This window comes from Burkholderia sp. 10_S31, assembly GCF_056930375.1.
Genome location: NZ_JBXOWK010000003.1, coordinates 3,103,047 through 3,120,575, shown reverse-complemented (window position 1 = coordinate 3,120,575; position 17,529 = coordinate 3,103,047). Strand labels below are relative to the sequence as shown.

At 66.1% G+C, this 17,529-nt stretch carries 20 protein-coding genes; 15 read left to right on the top strand and 5 right to left on the bottom strand.

The features are described 5' to 3' along the window. The first annotated feature begins 41 nt into the window (after positions 1–41). Positions 42–311: an HPr family phosphocarrier protein gene (locus AC1Z3W_RS34720; protein ID WP_057926477.1), complete on the top strand. Its 270-nt coding sequence runs from the start codon at positions 42–44 to the stop codon at positions 309–311. Positions 312–519: 208 nt separating this feature from the next. Beyond that, complete coding sequence (gene ptsP, locus AC1Z3W_RS34715; protein ID WP_057926668.1) at positions 520–2,292, top strand: phosphoenolpyruvate--protein phosphotransferase; 1,773 nt, start codon at positions 520–522, stop codon at positions 2,290–2,292. Positions 2,293–2,394: 102 nt separating this feature from the next. On the opposite strand, the gene AC1Z3W_RS34710 is transcribed toward ptsP, so the two are convergent. The 3 genes from AC1Z3W_RS34710 to gpmA all read right to left on the bottom strand — a co-directional run bounded on the left by AC1Z3W_RS34710 (position 2,395) and on the right by gpmA (position 5,792). Then, complete coding sequence (locus AC1Z3W_RS34710) at positions 2,395–3,147, bottom strand: HesA/MoeB/ThiF family protein (RefSeq protein ID WP_057926478.1); 753 nt, start codon at positions 3,145–3,147, stop codon at positions 2,395–2,397. 105 nt (positions 3,148–3,252) lie between these two features. Further along, positions 3,253–4,794 carry a S41 family peptidase gene (locus AC1Z3W_RS34705; protein ID WP_057926479.1) on the bottom strand — a complete coding sequence of 514 codons (1,542 nt, stop codon included), beginning with the start codon at positions 4,792–4,794 and terminating at the stop codon, positions 3,253–3,255. 251 nt (positions 4,795–5,045) lie between these two features. Continuing rightward, positions 5,046–5,792, bottom strand: a complete 747-nt coding sequence (gene gpmA / locus AC1Z3W_RS34700; protein WP_057926480.1) for a 2,3-diphosphoglycerate-dependent phosphoglycerate mutase — start codon at positions 5,790–5,792, stop codon at positions 5,046–5,048. 134 nt (positions 5,793–5,926) lie between these two features. On the opposite strand from gpmA, the gene AC1Z3W_RS34695 reads away from it, so the two are divergent. The 5 genes from AC1Z3W_RS34695 (at position 5,927) to AC1Z3W_RS34675 (ending at position 8,861) form a co-directional block, all read left to right on the top strand. Beyond that, entirely contained in the window at positions 5,927–6,349 is a 423-nt protein-coding gene (locus AC1Z3W_RS34695) for a rhodanese-like domain-containing protein (protein ID WP_057926481.1), read from the top strand. Continuing rightward, positions 6,346–6,606, top strand: coding sequence for a glutaredoxin 3 (gene grxC, locus AC1Z3W_RS34690; RefSeq protein WP_057926482.1), 261 nt, complete (start codon positions 6,346–6,348; stop codon positions 6,604–6,606). Before AC1Z3W_RS34695 ends, grxC begins: the two co-directional genes overlap by 4 nt. A gap of 107 nt (positions 6,607–6,713) precedes the next feature. Next, positions 6,714–7,196, top strand: coding sequence for a protein-export chaperone SecB (gene secB, locus AC1Z3W_RS34685; protein ID WP_014895954.1), 483 nt, complete (start codon positions 6,714–6,716; stop codon positions 7,194–7,196). 26 nt (positions 7,197–7,222) lie between these two features. Then, positions 7,223–8,221 carry an NAD(P)H-dependent glycerol-3-phosphate dehydrogenase gene (locus tag AC1Z3W_RS34680; protein WP_057926483.1) on the top strand — a complete coding sequence of 333 codons (999 nt, stop codon included), beginning with the start codon at positions 7,223–7,225 and terminating at the stop codon, positions 8,219–8,221. A gap of 115 nt (positions 8,222–8,336) precedes the next feature. Further along, positions 8,337–8,861 carry an O-acetyl-ADP-ribose deacetylase gene (locus AC1Z3W_RS34675; RefSeq protein ID WP_057926484.1) on the top strand — a complete coding sequence of 175 codons (525 nt, stop codon included), beginning with the start codon at positions 8,337–8,339 and terminating at the stop codon, positions 8,859–8,861. Between the two features lie 44 nt (positions 8,862–8,905). Here AC1Z3W_RS34675 and trmL read toward each other — a convergent pair whose 3' ends face one another. Together trmL and AC1Z3W_RS34665 are read right to left on the bottom strand one after the other, a co-directional pair. After that, positions 8,906–9,376, bottom strand: a complete 471-nt coding sequence (gene trmL / locus AC1Z3W_RS34670; RefSeq protein ID WP_057926485.1) for a tRNA (uridine(34)/cytosine(34)/5-carboxymethylaminomethyluridine(34)-2'-O)-methyltransferase TrmL — start codon at positions 9,374–9,376, stop codon at positions 8,906–8,908. A gap of 103 nt (positions 9,377–9,479) precedes the next feature. After that, positions 9,480–10,292: a ComF family protein gene (locus AC1Z3W_RS34665; RefSeq protein WP_057926486.1), complete on the bottom strand. Its 813-nt coding sequence runs from the start codon at positions 10,290–10,292 to the stop codon at positions 9,480–9,482. A gap of 83 nt (positions 10,293–10,375) precedes the next feature. Between AC1Z3W_RS34665 and AC1Z3W_RS34660 the strand changes: the two genes are divergently transcribed. From AC1Z3W_RS34660 to AC1Z3W_RS34625, 8 genes are all read left to right on the top strand, one after another. Then, the gene (locus tag AC1Z3W_RS34660; RefSeq protein ID WP_057926487.1) at positions 10,376–11,341 is read left to right on the top strand and encodes a methyltransferase domain-containing protein; all 966 of its coding nucleotides are present in this window, start codon (positions 10,376–10,378) and stop codon (positions 11,339–11,341) included. A 195-nt stretch (positions 11,342–11,536) separates the two neighbouring features. Continuing rightward, positions 11,537–12,061 (top strand): DUF2244 domain-containing protein, encoded by a 525-nt coding sequence (locus AC1Z3W_RS34655; protein WP_057926488.1) that lies wholly within the window; start codon positions 11,537–11,539, stop codon positions 12,059–12,061. 56 nt (positions 12,062–12,117) lie between these two features. Then, entirely contained in the window at positions 12,118–13,713 is a 1,596-nt protein-coding gene (gene coxB / locus AC1Z3W_RS34650) for a cytochrome c oxidase subunit II (RefSeq protein WP_483509411.1), read from the top strand. A gap of 43 nt (positions 13,714–13,756) precedes the next feature. Then, entirely contained in the window at positions 13,757–15,364 is a 1,608-nt protein-coding gene (gene ctaD / locus AC1Z3W_RS34645) for a cytochrome c oxidase subunit I (RefSeq protein ID WP_057926490.1), read from the top strand. Positions 15,365–15,444: 80 nt separating this feature from the next. Beyond that, positions 15,445–15,585, top strand: a complete 141-nt coding sequence (locus AC1Z3W_RS34640; RefSeq protein WP_006760728.1) for a cytochrome oxidase small assembly protein — start codon at positions 15,445–15,447, stop codon at positions 15,583–15,585. A gap of 35 nt (positions 15,586–15,620) precedes the next feature. Further along, complete coding sequence (locus AC1Z3W_RS34635) at positions 15,621–16,229, top strand: cytochrome c oxidase assembly protein (protein WP_057926491.1); 609 nt, start codon at positions 15,621–15,623, stop codon at positions 16,227–16,229. 16 nt (positions 16,230–16,245) lie between these two features. After that, positions 16,246–16,446, top strand: a complete 201-nt coding sequence (locus tag AC1Z3W_RS34630; RefSeq protein WP_057926492.1) for a DUF2970 domain-containing protein — start codon at positions 16,246–16,248, stop codon at positions 16,444–16,446. A gap of 138 nt (positions 16,447–16,584) precedes the next feature. Further along, the gene (locus AC1Z3W_RS34625) at positions 16,585–17,442 is read left to right on the top strand and encodes a cytochrome c oxidase subunit 3 (protein ID WP_057926493.1); all 858 of its coding nucleotides are present in this window, start codon (positions 16,585–16,587) and stop codon (positions 17,440–17,442) included. Positions 17,443–17,529: the final 87 nt, after the last annotated feature.

Genomic DNA, 17,529 nt, shown 5'->3' with positions numbered 1-17,529 from the left:
ACGCCCGTCGTCGACAGCCGCGACCGACCCGACCGAGAATCATGCTTCTACAAGAAACCACTATCGTCAACAAATTGGGGCTCCATGCACGCGCATCGGCCAAGCTTACGCAGCTGGCGGGCAACTTCCAGTCGGAAGTGTGGATGACGCGCAACGGGCGCAAGATCAACGCGAAAAGCATCATGGGTGTGATGATGCTCGCGGCGGGCATTGGCAGCACGGTGACGATCGAGACCGAAGGTCCCGACGAGCGCGAAGCGATGGACGCGTTGCTCAAGCTGATCGCTGACAAGTTCGGCGAAGGTCAGTGATCCGCGCACTGCGCACAGGATCATTGCCGTTTCCAGTCAGAATGCCGCGGATTCCGCGGCATTTTTTTCGCCTGCAGCATTGATGCAGAACGTGCAATGCTGCGCTGCACGCAGTCAGCACGGAGGTGCGGAATTTATAATCACTAACCGGGGTCATAAGCGCATCGCAGCAGTGTGCCGCGGCTTTACATGTACAGAGGAGGTGCGCGTGTCCTTCACGCTGCATGGTATTCCCGTCTCACGTGGTATCGCGATCGGGCGAGCGTATCTGATCGCGCCGGCGGCGCTCGACGTCGCCCATTACCTGGTCGAGGCAAACCAGATCGATGCCGAGGTCGAGCGTTTCAGCACGGCGCGCGAGGTCGTGGGTCGCGAACTCGAGGCGCTGCGCGCCGACCTGACCGCCGATACCCCGAGCGAGGTCGGTGCATTCATCGACGTCCACGCGATGATCCTGAACGACGAGATGCTCGTGCAGGAAACCATCGACCTGATCCGCACGCGCCGCTACAACGTCGAATGGGCGCTGACCGAGCAGCTCGAGCTGCTCACGCGCCACTTCGACGACATCGAGGACGAATACCTGCGCGAGCGCAAGGCCGACATCGAACAGGTGGTCGAGCGCGTGCTGAAGGCGCTTGCCGGTGCGCCGTCCGCCTCGCAGGCGCTCGATCGCGCGGCCGCGAACGGCACGAACGAGATGATCGTCGTCGCGCACGACATCGCGCCGGCCGACATGATGCAGTTCAAGTCGCAGTCGTTCCAGGCGTTCGTCACCGATCTCGGCGGCCGCACGTCGCACACGGCGATCGTCGCGCGCAGCCTCGGCATTCCGGCCGCGGTCGGCGTCCAGCATGCGAGCGCGCTGATCCGCCAGAACGACCTGATCATCGTCGACGGCGACCAGGGGATCGTGATCGTCGATCCGGCGCCGATCGTGCTCGAGGAATATTCGTACCGCCAGTCCGAGAAGCTGCTCGAACAGCGCAAGCTGCAGCGCCTGAAATTTTCGCCGACGCAAACCCTGTGCGGCACCAAGATCGAGCTGTACGCGAACATCGAGCTGCCCGACGACGCGAAAGCGGCGGTCGAGGCCGGCGCGGTCGGCGTCGGGCTGTTCCGCTCCGAGTTCCTGTTCATGCATCAGAAGGAGATGCCGGAAGAGGAGGAGCAGTTCGCCGCGTACAAGCGCGCGGTCGAGTGGATGAAGGGCATGCCGGTGACGATTCGCACGATCGACGTCGGCGCGGACAAGCCGCTCGAGGCGCTCGACGAAGGCTATGAAACGGCGCCGAACCCGGCGCTCGGCCTGCGCGCGATCCGCTGGAGCCTGTCCGAACCGCAGATGTTCCTGACGCAGCTGCGCGCGATCCTGCGCGCATCCGCGTTCGGGCAGGTGAAGATCCTGATCCCGATGCTCGCGCACGCGCAGGAGATCGACCAGACGCTCGACCTGATTCGCGAGGCGAAGCGCCAGCTCGACGATGCGGGGCTCGCGTACGATCCGAACGTACGCATCGGTGCGATGATCGAGATCCCGGCCGCGGCGATCGCGCTGCCGCTGTTCCTGAAGCGCTTCGACTTCCTGTCGATCGGCACGAACGACCTGATCCAGTACACGCTCGCGATCGACCGCGCCGACAACGCGGTCGCGCACCTGTACGACCCGCTGCATCCGGCGGTGCTGCATCTGATCGCCTATACGCTGCGCGAAGCGAAGCGTGCGGGCGTGTCGGTATCGGTGTGCGGGGAGATGGCGGGCGATCCGGCGCTCACGCGGCTGTTGCTCGGGATGGGGCTCACCGAGTTCTCGATGCACCCGAGCCAGTTGCTGGTCGTGAAGCAGGAGATCCTGCGTGCGCACCTGAAGGCGCTCGAGAAGCCGACGGCCGACGTGCTGGCCGCGTTCGAGCCGGAGGAAGTGCAGGCGGCGCTCAAGCGCCTGTCGGTCGCCGAACCGCGCGCGGACGCGGCCGCCTAGGCGGCGCGGGTTGCGCCGCGGAATCGTCGCGAGCGCCGAAAACGTAGAAAAACATAGCGAAACGTCATGCATGCGCCGTTCGGCGCATGCATCCAGCGCGCGTCAGTGCCGGCCCTGGCACACCGGGCAGTCGGCCTGGCGCGCGATCTTCATCGTCGTCCATTCCATCCGCAGCGAGTCGAGCATCATCAGCCGGCCGTTGAGCGTCGTGCCGATCGCACCGATCACGCGCAGCGCTTCGGCGGCCTGCATCGCGCCGATGATGCCGACCGTCGGCGCGAATACGCCCATCGTCGCGCACGCGACTTCCTCGAACGGCTGGTCTTCCGGGAACACGCATGCGTAGCAGGGCGCGGCCGGGTCGCGGAAGTCGAACGTGCTGATCTGGCCGTCGAAGCGCAGCGCGGCACCCGACACGAGCGGCACGCCGTGCGCGACGCATGCGCGGTTGATCGCGTGGCGCGTCGCGAAGTTGTCGGTGCAGTCGAGCACGACGCTCGCCTGCGGCACGTGCTCGTCGAGCCACGCATCGTCGACGCGCGCCGCGATCGCATGCACGGTCACTTCCGGGTTCAGTTGCGCGAGCGTATCGCGCCCCGATTCGACCTTGTTGCGGCCGACCGAGGCCGTCACATGCAGGATCTGCCGCTGCAGGTTCGTGAGGTCGACCGTATCGGCATCGACCAGCGTGATCGTGCCGACGCCGGACGCCGCGAGATACATCGCGGCCGGCGAGCCGAGGCCGCCGGCGCCGACGACGATCGCGTGCGCGTCGAGGAAGCGCTGCTGCGCCTCGATGCCGATTTCATCGACGAGGATGTGGCGGGAGTAGCGAAGGAGTTGATCGTCGTTCATGGGGAAGTCGTGGGCGAGGCGGCGGACGTAGCGTTATTTTAGGCGCGCATGAAAAACGGGCCATCGCGGTCTTCCCGCGATGGCCCGTCGGATGCCGGCCGGCGCTTATTGCGGTGCCGACGCGGGCTTCGGTGCGGCCGCCTTCGCGCCCGACGCCTTCACGGCGGACGCGGCCTTGCCGGCAGGGCTCTTCGCCGTGCTCTCGGCGAGCAGCGACTTCGATTGCTGCACCGGCTTGCCTTCGAGCTTGTTGAGCGCCTGCTGCATCATGAAGTCGTCGGCGCTGCCGAACTCGATCGGCTTGCGATCGCGGTCCTTCTGGCGTTGCTCCGGCGTCTTCTTGTCGTTCTGCTCTTCGAGAACGCGCAGCTGGTCCATGCGGCGCTGCTCGCGCTCTTCCTGTTCCTTCTTCTCGTTCGGATCCTGCGTGTTCGCGAGGTGATTCGTGTAGTCGACCTCTCGCGTCACGAGCACGTCGTCCGGATCGCCGTCCGCGTACTGGTCGACCGGCACGTCTGGCGTGATGCCCTTGTTCTGGATCGAACGGCCGCTCGGCGTGTAGTAGTAGGCGGTCGTCAGGCGCAGCGCGGTGTCGGCCGTCATCGGACGAACCGTCTGCACCGAGCCCTTGCCGAACGTCGTCTTGCCCATGATCAGCGCGCGCTTCGAATCCTGCAGGGCGCCGGCGACGATTTCCGACGCGGACGCCGAGTATGCGTTCGTCAGCACGATCATCGGCACGGTCTTGAAGACCGGCGGCAGGTTCTTCAGCGGATCGCCGTCGAAGGACGGCAGACGGTAGTTGTCGTAGGTGTCGCGGTAGACCTGCTTCGAATCCGGGATCTGGCCGTTGGTCGACACGACGACGGAGTCGGGCGGCAGGAACGCGCCGGCAACGCCGACCGCGCTCTGCAGCAGGCCGCCACCGTTGTTGCGCAGGTCGACGATCAGGCCCTTCAGGTTCGGCTGCTGACGTGCGATGTCCTGCAGCTTCGCGGCGAGATCGGGTGTCGTGCGCTCCTGGAAGCTCGTGATCCGGATGTACGCGTAACCCGGGTCGAGCATCTTCATCTTCACGCTCTGGACCTTGATGATCGCGCGCGTAACCGTGACCGGGAACGTGCGGTCGTCGCTCTTGCGGAAGATCGTCAGCGTGACCTTGGTGCCCGGCTCGCCGCGCATCTGCTTGACGGCCTTGTCGAGCGTCATGCCGCGCACCGGCTTGTCGTTGATGCGCGTGATCAGGTCGCCCGGACGGATGCCGGCGCGGAACGCGGGGGTATCTTCGATCGGCGAGATCACCTTGACGAGGCCGTCTTCCTGCGAAATCTCGATGCCGAGGCCCGCGAAGCGACCCTTGGTCTGCTCCTGCAGCTCGTCATAATCGGTCTTGTCCAGGAACGACGAATGCGGGTCGAGGCTCGACACCATGCCCTTGATCGCCGCCGTCAGCAGCTTCTTGTCGTCGACCGGCTCGACATACTCGCGCTTGATCTGGCCGAACACTTCCGCGAACAGGCGGAGCTGGTCGAGGGGAAGCGGCGCCGTGGCGGTCTGCTCGGCCGACGCCGAAATCTGCAGCGTGGCGAATACGCCCGTGGCGAGGCCCGCGGCAATCAGGCCGATGTTCTTCAATTTCATTCGCATAGAGAGTCTGGTGCGGTCGGGAAGCGCGTGGCGGTAGCGGGGATGTAGCGGACAAGTATAACTGTTCGTCCGATTACCCAGTGGAACGGTGCGAAACGGCGCCGAGGTCCCGGGCCCAGGCGGGGTGCCGCCGGACGCGCTGCGGATTCGAAAGCGGGTTCGACAGCACCGGGGCCGCGAAGGTTCGCGCCGCGCGCCATGGCGGGCCGGGCAGGCCGCACACGGCGCGGCCTGCCCGGCGTGGCGGGGTGTCAGCCCGCCTTGCCCTGCTTCGCGACGGCGGCCTGCGCCTTCGCGATCGCGTCCTGGTCGCCCAGGTAGTAGTGCGTGATCGGCTTCAGGTTCTCGTCGAGTTCATACACGAGCGGCACGCCGTTCGGGATGTTCAGGCCGACGATGTCGCTGTCCGAGATGCCGTCGAGGTACTTGATCAGCGCGCGCAGCGAGTTGCCGTGCGCGGCGATCAGCACCTGCTTGCCCGCACGGACGGCCGGCGCGATCGATTCGTTCCACAGCGGCAGCACGCGCGCGACCGTGTCCTTCAGGCACTCGGTGAGCGGCAGTTGCTCGTGCGGCACCTTCGCGTAGCGCGGATCGTTGAACGGCGCGCGTTCGTCGGTCGGTTCGAGCGCGGGCGGCGGCGTGTCGTAGCTGCGGCGCCACACGAGCACCTGGTCGTCGCCGAACTTCGCGGCCGTTTCCGCCTTGTTCAGGCCCGACAGTGCGCCGTAGTGGCGCTCGTTCAGGCGCCACGAGTGGACGACCGGCAGGTACATCAGGTCCATCTTGTCCTGCACGTGCCACAGCGTGCGGATCGCGCGCTTGAGCACCGACGTATACGCGATGTCGAACGTGTAGCCGGCCTCCTTGAGCAATTCGCCGGCCTGGTAGGCTTCGTTGCGACCCTGTTCGGTCAGGTCGACGTCGACCCAGCCGGTGAAGCGGTTTTCCTTGTTCCACGTCGATTCGCCGTGGCGGATGAGAACGAGTTTGTACATGGATCTTGCGGTCGGTAGTGAAGGAAGCGGGGCGCGTCGCGCGGTACCCGGTCCGGGTCCGCCATCGCGCAAGACGGTTATTTTATAATGGCAAGATTGTCCTTTTCCGATTTCTCTTTTTCCGGCGACATTCCGTGACGTTCTTTACCAATTACACGAATCTGGCCCTTATCGCGATCCTGCTGGTTTCCGGCGGCCTGCTCGCATGGCCGGCCCTGCGCCGCGGCCGTGGCGGCCTGTCGGCCGCAGAGGCGACGCAGCTCATCAATCGCCGCAACGCGGTCGTGATCGACGTGCGTGCCGCGTCCGACTTCGCTGCCGGCCACCTGCCGTCGGCACGCCAGGTCGCCGCCGGCGAGATCGGCGCGAAAATTGCGCAGGTCGCGAAAAACAAGAGCACCCCCGTGCTGCTCGTCTGCCAGAACGGCCAGCAGTCGCAGAAGGCGGCGCGCGAGGTCGAGGCCGCGGGCTATGCCGAGGTACACGTGCTGGAGGGCGGCGTCGCCGCCTGGCAGCAGGCCGGGATGCCGGTCGTCAAACAAGGAGTGGCGAAGTGAGCAAGGTTTTGATGTACAGCACGCAGGTGTGTCCGTATTGCATCCAGGCCGAGCGCCTGCTGAAGCTGCGCGGCGTCGAGCAGATCGAAAAGGTGCTGATCGATCGCGATCCGACGCGCCGCGAGGAAATGATGTCGCGCACGGGCCGTCGCACGGTGCCGCAGATCTATATCGGCGACACGCATGTCGGCGGTTACGACGATCTGTCGAAGCTCGACCGTGAAGGCGGGCTCTTGCCGCTTCTGCAAGCGGCCTGATTAGGGCAGAATGGCCGCCGGCCGCGCCGCGGCTTGGGCGCGCAGGATTCAACCGCGGCGGCCGGCGTGAAGCCGGGCCGCCCCGTCACCACTATTAGGGAAACACCATGTCCGACGTCGAAAACCAACCGTTCTTCAACATCCAGCGCGTCTACCTGAAGGATATGTCGCTCGAGCAGCCGAATTCGCCGGCGATCTTCCTCGAGCAGGACATGCCGTCGGTTGAAGTCGAAGTCGACGTGAAGGCCGAGCGCCTGGCGGAAAGCGTGTTCGAAGTCGTCGTGTCGGGTACCGTCACCGCGAAGGTGAAGGACAAGGTCGCGTTCCTGATCGAAGCGAAGCAGGCCGGCATTTTCGACATTCGCAACATTCCCGACGAACAGCTCGACCCGCTCGTCGGCATCGCTTGCCCGACGATCCTGTTCCCGTACCTGCGCTCGAACATCGCCGACGCGATCACGCGCGCGGGCTTCCCGCCGATCCACCTGGCGGAAATCAACTTCCAGGCGCTGTACGAGCAACGTCTCGCGCAGCTTCAGCAGCAGCAGGCCGGTGCAGCAGGCGCGCCGAACGGCACGACGCTGAACTGACGTTTCACTCCGGACCGGTGCTGGGTATGAAAGTAGCCGTTCTCGGCGCCGGTGCCTGGGGCACCGCGCTCGCGGGCCATCTGGCCGCGCGGCACGATACGCTTCTCTGGGCGCGCGACGCCGCGCTGATCGCCGGGCTGCAGGCCCGGCACGAAAATTCCCGCTATCTGGACGGCATCGCGCTGCCCGATGCGCTGCGCTACGACGCCGATCTCGGCGCCGCGCTCGCGCACGGCGCCGCGGACGACGCGCTGTGCGTGATCGCCGCGCCCGTGGCCGGCCTGCGCACGCTGTTCGGCGCGATGCGCGACGCGGGCTGCGTGCCCGCGCATGTCGTGTGGGTCTGCAAGGGCTTCGAGGCCGACACGCATCTGCTGCCGCACCAGGTCATCGCGGCCGAGTTGCCGGGGCAGCACAGCAACGGCGTGCTGTCGGGGCCGAGCTTCGCCCGCGAGGTCGGGCTCGGCCTGCCCGTCGCGCTGACGGTCGCGAGCACGTCCGCCGAATGCCGCGAGCGCACGCTCGCCGCGTTCCATCACGGCGCGATGCGGATCTATACGGGCGACGACGTGGTCGGCGTCGAGGTTGGCGGCGCGGTGAAGAACGTGCTGGCGATCGCGACCGGCATCGCCGACGGCCTCGGACTCGGGCTGAACGCGCGCGCCGCGCTGGTCACGCGCGGCCTTGCCGAAATGTCGCGTCTCGGCGTCGCGCTCGGCGGCCGCGCCGAAACCTTCACGGGCCTCACGGGCCTCGGCGACCTGATTCTCACCGCGACGGGCGACCTGTCGCGCAACCGCACGGTCGGTCTGCAACTGGCGGCCGGCCGCTCGCTGAACGACATCCTCGGTGCGCTCGGCCATGTGGCCGAAGGCGTGCGCTGCGCGCAGGCCGTGCTCGCGCTCGCGCGCGCGCAATCGATCGAAATGCCGATCACCGAAGCCGTATGCGGCGTGCTGTTCGACAGCGTCGCACCGCGCGATGCGGTCAGCGGCCTGTTGCGGCGCGACGCACGCGCCGAATAACCTCGAATGACACCGGCGAATCACGCCGATTTTTGCGGCCAGGCGCGCTCGCGCAAAGCGGGCGGCGCCAAAGCGCACTACGCTTGAACAGTCTCCGGCGTTTCGGGAGGGTGCCATGCTGCAGATCGGTTCCACCACGTTCGACGCGCAACTCGTCGACATCACGACGCTCGACGTCGACGCGATCGTTAACGCCGCGAACGGTTCGCTGCTCGGCGGCGGCGGTGTCGACGGCGCGATCCATCGCGCGGCCGGCCCGGGCCTGCTGGCCGAGTGCCGCACGCTCGGCGGCTGCGAGACCGGCGACGCGAAGCTCACGCGCGGCCACGGGCTGCCGGCGCGGTACGTAATCCATGCGGTCGGCCCGGTGTGGTACGGCGGCGGGCGCGGCGAGGCCGATCTGCTGGCGGCATGCTATCGGCGCGCGATCGAGCTGGCCGAAGAGGTTGCGGCGACATCGATCGCATTTCCGGCGATCAGTTGCGGCGTGTACCGCTATCCGGCCGGCGAGGCCGTCGACATCGCGGTTGGCACGGTTGCCGAAATGCTGCCGCAGGCGCCGAACCTCGCACGCGTGGTGTTCGCGTGCTTTTCATCCGATATATACGACCTGTATCGCGCGCGGCTCGCGCGCGTCTAGCGCGTCTAGTGCCCCGGCCGCGCGGCGCGAACCGGGCGTGCGCGTCAGGCACCGCCTTCGAAGCCGGCCTGGCGCCACGCCTCGAACACGACCACGGCCACCGTATTCGACAGGTTCAGGCTGCGGTTGCCCGGCCGCATCGGCAGGCGCACGCGCTGTTCGTTCGGGAAGCGCTCGAGCAGTTCGGCCGGCAGGCCGCGCGTTTCCGAGCCGAACACGAACCAGTCGCCCGGCACGAACGCGTGGTCGTGGAAACGGCCCGAGCCGCGAGTGGTGAACGCGAACATTCGCGCGGGATCGGGCGCTTCGGCCGCGACGAACGCGTCCCAGTCGCGGTGCACGCGCATTTGCGCGTACTCGTGATAGTCGAGGCCCGCGCGGCGCATCTTCGCGTCGTCGAGCGGAAAACCGAGCGGCTCGATCAGGTGCAGGCGCGCACCGGTATTGGCGCACAGGCGGATCACGTTGCCGGTGTTCGGCGGAATTTCGGGAGCGACGAGAACGACGTTGAACATGATTGGGTCTGGCTGGGGTGGCCGGGTGGAGCAACGTGCACTCGTTCCCGGCCGGCCGGTTCGTGACGGCCGCCGCATGCGGGCGGCCGGCCTCTCTATCTAATTAATCCCTGGCGGTGCGCAGCGCAACCAGATTCGTCACGCGTGCGGCGCCCGCCGCCTTCAATGCCTGCGCGGCGGCCGCGAGCGTCGCACCGGACGTCATCACGTCGTCGACGAGCGCCACGTGGCGGCCGGCGACGCCACTCGCCACCGCGAATGCCGCGATCACGTTGTCGCGCCGCGCGCGCCGGTCGAGCCGCGACTGCGGTGCGGTTTCGGCCACGCGCGTGAGCAGTGCCGCATCGGCGCGCACGCCGAGCCGGCGCGCGAGCGGACGCGCGATCGCCCACGCCTGGTTGTAGCCGCGCGCGACGAGCCGCCCGTGCGACAGCGGCACCGGCGCGATCACGTCGAAGCAGCCCGGCTCGCGCAGCGCGTCCGTGTCGTCGATCCGCTGCGCGAGCCGGGCCGCGAATTCCGCGCCGAGCGCGAGTCGCGCATGAAACTTCAGGCCGCGCGCGAGCGCGTCGAGCGGCGCGCGGTAATCGGCGAGCGCGAGCGTCGCGTCGAACGGCGGCGGCGTTGCGCGGCATGCATCACACCGGTAAGCGGACGCGGTGCCTGCGCCACCATGCCGGCGGCGGGCTCCGCGCGAATGCGGCCGCCCGACGCCCAGCGGCACCGCGCAGACATCGCAGCGCAGCCGTGCTTCATTCCAGTACGCGGCATCGCAGGCGCTGCAAATCACCGTGTGTGACAAATTGCCGCACAGTGCGCACCGATTCGGCAACGCGAGCGCGACGACGCGCACGGCCAGCGCGCGAACCTGCGACAAAACGACGCGCATCGGGCGCGGGGCGAAACGGCGATCCATCGCGAACACTCCTGGCGGCTCCGTCTCGCTGAAGGCTGCGAGGCGAGCGAGTATACTTCGGGCTCTTCGCCAGTGTGCCCGACATGTCCCCAGCTTCGACTCAAACCGGCCGTCCGGCCAATGACGCCCGGCGTTTGCGGCGGATCTTCGATCGCCGTGCCGCCGCGTTCGACGCGGTCGCGTTCCTGCCGCGCGAGATCGCGCAGCGGATGAACGAGCGCCTCGAGTACATCAAGGTGAGCCCCGCGGCCGTGCTCGATGCGGGCTGCGGCGCGGGCGACGACCTGCCGGCGCTGCGCGCGCGCTTTCCCGAAGCTCCGGTGTTCGGCGTCGACCTGTCCGGCGCGATGCTCGCGCGGGCGGGGCAGCGCGAGGTCGAGCAGACGAACTGGCGCCGCTGGCTGCCCGCGTCGCTCGGCCGGGCGCTGGGCCAGCGCGGCCCGCGTGTCGCGCAGGCCGACTTCTCGGTGCTGCCGTTCGCGGCCGGCGCCTTCGACCTGATCTGGTCGAATCTCGCGCTGCACTGGCACTCGCGTCCCGATGCGGTCTTCCCCGAATGGCAGCGCGTGCTGCGCGTGAACGGCCTGCTGATGTTCAGCACGCTGGGTCCCGACACGCTGCGCGAGCTGCGCGCGGCCTGCGCGGACGCCGAAGCGGCGCTCGGCATTGCGCCGTCCGCGGCGCGCGTGATCGATTTCGTCGACATGCACGACCTCGGCGACATGCTGGTCGAGAGCGGCTTCGAGATTCCGGTGATGGACCAGGAAGTGCTCACCGTCACGTACAAGACCCCCGATTCCCTGCTGGCCGACGTGCGCCGCTGGGGCGCCTATCCGTTCGACCGCGCGGCGCCGCAGCGCGCGACGCGGCGCTTTCGCGCGGCGCTTGACGACGCGCTGGAAGCGCGCCGGCGCGCGGACGGCACGATTGCGCTGACGTTCGAGGTGATTTACGGCCACGCGTGGAAGGCCGTGCCGCGCACGACCGCCGAGGGGCATGGGATCGTGCGTATCGAAGATATCGGAAAGGGGCGTCCGAAGAATCGGTAAAGCGGTAAAGAGGGGTTTTGTTATGTCTGAAATTAGCGGCGCGAAGCAGGGTCGAATTGACGCCGAAAACGGCGGGGAAGCTTGTGGCGCTTGGCTTGCGGGCCGATAGCCGCTTGCTTGTGGATGCCATTGAACCCGCCTATAATGCGTCAGCTTGTCGTCCCGGGGTCCCCGCAATACGGGGCGACGAGTCCGATGCAGGCATGCATCGCATGCCATTCGCGTGAGGCGGCGATGGAAGCAGCGAGGGTTTCGGCGGAGGCGACGAACAGCGAACCGGTTCTCGCAGACTGGCTCATGAAGCGCAACTGTTCGGTGTCGCCGCGCCAGTTCATGCTGTTTTACGCGTCGCTCGCGAGCTTCTCGCTGGTGATCGCGGCATTGCTGATGTGGCGGGGGGCTTGGCTCGTCATGCCCTTCACCGGAATCGAATTGCTGGCGGTAGGTGTCGCGTTCGCGATCTATGCGCGCCATGCGGTCGATTACGAGCGCATCAGGCTGTTTCCGCACCGGCTTGTGATCGAGCGAATGGATGCGGAGCGGTTCACGCAGATCGAATTCAACCCGCGCTGGGTGCGGGTCGAGCCGGGTGCGACGCCACGCGATCCGATTCGACTGGTATCGCGCGGGCAGACCGTCGTAATCGGGCAGCATCTCGCGCAGTACAAGCGTGCGCAGTTCGCCGACGAACTGCGCGTGTCGCTCAGGCGCTGCGGCTGACGAGGCGCGGGCACCGGCCGGAACAGGCCGGCGGCTTGCGACGGGGGAGGGTTTGAATGGAAATTTTGGGTAAGGATGCTATGAAAACAATCAAGCGAGCCCTCACGGGCGTGCTGGCATGCAGCGGATTGCTCTTTGCCGGCGCTGCTCTGGCGGTCGGTGATAGCCCGGGCGGCCCCCGCGTCAACGAGATCAACTTTCAGCCGCCGGTCACGAAGATCGCCGAGGAGCTCTACGATCTCCACACGATGATGCTGATCCTGTGTACGGTGATCTTCGTCGGCGTGTTCGGCGTGATGTTCTATTCGATCTTCGCGCACCGTAAATCCAAAGGCCACAAGGCCGCCAATTTCCATGAAAGCACGACCGTCGAAATCATTTGGACGATCGTGCCGTTCATCATCGTCGTGCTGATGGCGCTGCCGGCCACGAAGGCCGTCGTCGCAATGAAGGACACGACCAACGCCGATCTCACGATCAAGGTCACCGGCTACCAGTGGAAGTGGGGCTACGACTACGTGAAGGGCCCGGGCGAGGGCATCAGCTTCCTGTCGACGCTCAGCACCCCGCGTGACGAAGTGATGGGCAAGAAGCCGATCACCGAGACGTACCTGCAGGAAGTCGACAACCCGCTCGTCGTGCCGGTCAACAAGAAGATCCGCATCATCACGACCGCGAACGACGTCGTTCACTCGTGGTACGTGCCCGCGTTCGGCGTGAAGCAGGATGCGATCCCCGGCTTCGTGCGCGATACGTGGTTCAAGGCCGACAAGGTCGGTACGTTCCGCGGCTTCTGTACTGAACTGTGCGGCAAGGAACACGCGTTCATGCCGGTCGTGGTCGTCGTGCTGTCGGAGGACGACTACGCGAAGTGGGTGACCGCGCAGAAGGCCAAGCTGGCCAGCGCATCGGTCGATCCGAACAAGGTTTACACGATGGCCGAACTCGTCGCGCACGGCGAGGAAGTCTACAAGGCGAATTGCGCGGCCTGCCACCAGGTGAACGGCAAGGGCCTCGGCGCATTCCCGGCGATGGACGGCAGCCAGATCGTGAACGGCCCGATCGCCGGCCACGTCGAGCGCGTGCTGCACGGCAAGGGTGCCATGCCGTCGTGGGCGTCGCTGTCGGACCTCGACATCGCATCGGTCATCACGTACGAGCGCAACTCGTGGGGCAACCACAAGAACGATCTGCTGCAGCCGAAGCAAGTGGCTGACGCACGCAACGGCAAGATGCCGGAAGACGCGGCAGGCGCAGCGGCGCCGGCTGAAGCGGCCTCGGCACCGGCGCAAGCCGCGTCGGGCGCAGCCGAGCAGCCGGCGGCAGCGTCGGCAGCGGCAGCGCTGTCGACGATCTATTTCGAAACGGGCAAGAGCGTGCTGCCGGAGGACGCGAAAGCGGCGATCGCAGCGGCAGCCGACTATGCGAAGGCACATCCGGACGCGAAGCTCGCGCTGTCGGGTTTCACCGACAAGACGGGCTCGGCCGACGCGAACGCAGAACTCGCCAAGCATCGTGCACAAGCCGTGCGCGACGCACTGAAGGCAGCAGGCGTGGCGGAAGACCACATTATTCTCAAAAAGCCGGAAACGATCACGGGCGGGGCTGACGCGAAGGAAGCCCGGCGGGTCGAGATCGGGCCGGCGGCTTGACGTGTCGCTGAGTTAGTCGACGTATTCGCATTAGGAGATTCTCATGTCTAGCATCGGGCACGACGTAGTCGCGGACCACGCGCACGACGACCACGCGCACGAAACACCGCATGGCTGGCGGCGCTGGCTGTTCGCCACCAACCACAAGGACATCGGTACGCTGTACCTGCTGTTCTCGTTCATCATGTTCCTGTCGGGCGGCGTGATGGCACTCGGCATCCGTGCCGAGCTGTTCGAGCCGGGCCTGCAGATCATGCGTCCGGAGTTCTTCAACGAACTCACGACGATGCACGGCCTGATCATGGTGTTCGGCGCGATCATGCCGGCATTCGTCGGCTTCGCGAACTGGATGATTCCGCTGCAGATCGGCGCGTCCGATATGGCATTCGCGCGGATGAACAACTTCAGCTTCTGGCTGCTGCCGGTCGCGGCCGTGCTGCTCGTCGGTTCGTTCTTCGCGCCGGGCGGCGCGACGGCCGCCGGCTGGACGCTGTACGCACCGCTGTCGACGCAGATGGGCCCGGGCATGGACTTCGCGATCTTCGCGGTCCACATCATGGGCGCATCGTCGATCATGGGCGGGATCAACATCGTCGTGACGATCCTGAATATGCGCGCACCGGGCATGACGCTGATGAAGATGCCGATGTTCGCGTGGACCTGGCTGATCACCGCGTACCTGCTGATCGCCGTGATGCCGGTTCTGGCAGGCGCGATCACGATGGTGCTGTTCGATCGCCACTTCGGCACGTCGTTCTTCAACGCGGCAGGCGGCGGCGACCCGGTGATGTACCAGCACATCTTCTGGTTCTTCGGCCACCCCGAGGTGTACATCATGATTCTGCCGGCGTTCGGGATCGTGTCGCAGGTGATCCCGGCGTTCTCGCGCAAGACGCTGTTCGGCTACAGCTCGATGGTGTACGCGACGGCTTCGATCGCGATCCTGTCGTTCATGGTCTGGGCGCACCACATGTTCGCTACGGGCATGCCGGTCACCGGTCAGCTGTTCTTCATGTACGCGACGATGCTGATCGCGGTGCCGACGGGCGTGAAGGTGTTCAACTGGCTCGCGACGATGTGGCGCGGCTCGATGACGTTCGAAACCCCGATGCTGTTCGCGATCGGCTTCCTGTTCGTGTTCACGTTCGGCGGCCTGACGGGCCTGATGCTGGCAATGGCACCGCTCGACATCCAGTACCACGGCACCTACTTCGTGGTGGCGCACTTCCACTACGTGCTGGTGGCCGGGTCCCTGTTCGCGCTGTTCGCGGGCTGGTACTACTGGGCACCGAAGTGGACGGGCTGGATGTACAACGAGACGCGCGGCAAGATCCACTTCTGGGCGTCGATGATCTTCTTCAACCTGACGTTCTTCCCGATGCACTTCGTCGGTCTCGCAGGCATGCCGCGTCGCTATGCGGACTACCCGGCGCAGTTCACGGACTTCAACCAGGTCGCGACGATCGGCGCATTCGGCTTCGGCCTCGCGCAGGTGTACTTCCTGTTCGCGGTCGCGCTGCCGGCCTACCGTGGCGGCGGCGAGCTGGAAAAGGCGTCGGACAAGCCGTGGGATGGCGCGACGGGCCTCGAGTGGACGGTGCCGAGCCCGGCTCCCTTCCACACGTTCGAGCAACCGCCGCACGTCGAATAAGTTTCATCCAGCGTTCCGCCGCTGCCTGCCGCACAGGCAGGCGCGGCGGGCGCCGAATCGAAGTTTCAGCGAAGTTTCAGATGAACCGGAATCCACAAGAAAGACGAACGCCCGAGCAGATTCGCGCGGGCAACAAGCGGCTCGGCCTCATCCTGCTCGTCATCGCCGCCGTTTTTTTTGTGGGTGTCGTGATCAAGCAGTGGTGGCTGTCTACCCACTGATGCAGTAACTGACGCAGTAGCGAGGAAGTTGTCGTATGTCGAAGCCGGAAGAGGGCGCCGTCGATCGCGCGTTCAATCGTTCGATGCTGGTGAAGCTCTTCGTCGTGGCCGGACTCATGTTCGGCTTCGGCTTCGCGCTGATTCCGATGTATCGCGCGATTTGCCAGGTCACCGGCATCAACAACCTGGTGCAGCGCGATGTCAGCGAACGCGAGGCGAAGAACTCGCAGGTCGACTACAGCCGCACGGTGTCGGTCGAGTTTGATGCGAATGCGCGCGGCCCGCTCGGTTTCAAGCCGGAGCACAACAGCCTCGACGTGCATCCGGGCGAACTGACGACGATCGTGTACGACGTGACCAACGGGCAGGGCCGGCCGGTGGTGGCGCAGGCGATTCCGAGCTACGCGCCGAAGCAGGCGACGGAGTTCTTCAAGAAGATCGAGTGTTTTTGCTTCACGCAGCAGACGCTGGCCGCGAACGAGTCGCGCAAGATGCCGGTGGTGTTCGTGATCGATCCGAAGCTGCCGAAGGATGTGAAGACGATCACGTTGTCGTACACGTTCTTCGAACTGAATACGCCGGCCGAGCCGGCGCCGGCGCCGCGCAAGACGGCGGCGCAGGGTGCGGCGAAGCCGGACGCATGACGACGGAGACGGGGCGATGACGGAGAACAAGCGGAGCGGGACGTTCGGCCAGGCGTTGCGAGCGGTGTTGTGGTCGTTCTTCGGGGTGCGCAAGCGGCGCGACCTGGAGGCCGATGCGACGCAGCTGAATCCGCTGCACGTGCTGCTCGTCGCGTTGATCGCGGCCGGCGTGTTCATCGGCGTGCTGATCCTGATCGTGCGTGCGGTCGTGGGCTGAGGCCCGCGGCCACGAAAGAATGCAGTGCGTAGCGCCCGGGCGCTGCGTGCGGGAAAGAGCGGCGGCGGTCGCGCCGCGCAAGAAATAAAGCCGGAGCGGTTTCCGGTACACAAATTGGACTGAAGTGGAGAATCAAGCATGAGCGGTCAAAACCAGACCCCGTACTATTTCGTGCCGCATCCGTCGCAGCATCCGATCAGCGCGGCCATCGGCCTGCTGGTCATGCTCGGGTCGGTGGCGCTGTGGATCAACGGTCACGACTGGGCGCCGTTTACGGCGCTGCTCGGCCTGCTGTGGTTGCTCTTCACGCTGTATCACTGGTTCGGCGACGCGATCGCCGAGTCGGAAGGCGGTCATTACGGCAAGAACGTCGACAAGTCGTACCGCTGGAGCATGAGCTGGTTCATCTTCTCCGAAGTGATGTTCTTCGGCGCATTCTTCGGCGCGCTGTTCTATGCGCGTGAAATCGCGCTGCACCAGCTCGGCAGCCTCGACTACAAGCTGATCTGGCCGGACTTCTCCGCCGTGTGGCCGAACGAGGGCCCCGCCGCGCTCGCCGGTCACTTCAAGACGATGGGCCCGTGGCCGGTCCCGACGCTGAACACGGCGTTCCTGCTGGCATCGGGCGCGACGCTGACGGTGTCGCACCACGCGCTGCGTGACGCTCACCGCAACAAGGCGATCGCCTGGCTGGCCGCGACGCTCGTGCTCGGGATCTGCTTCCTGTTCATGCAGGGCTTCGAGTACTACCACGCGTACAACGAACTGAACCTGACGCTGAACTCGGGCGTGTACGGTTCGACGTTCTTCCTGCTGACGGGCTTCCACGGCTTCCACGTGTTCCTCGGCGGCACGATGCTCGCCGTGGTGCTGGTGCGGATGATTCGCGGCCACTTCACGCCGGATCACCACTTCGCATTCGAAGGCGCCGCGTGGTACTGGCACTTCGTCGACGTCGTCTGGCTCGGCCTGTACGTCGTCGTCTACTGGCTGTAAATGGAACAACGGCCCGCGCAGCGATGCGCGGGCCGTTTTCGTTGGCGGGGACGGGGCAGCGGCTGGCTGCTTGTGCTCAACGCCAGC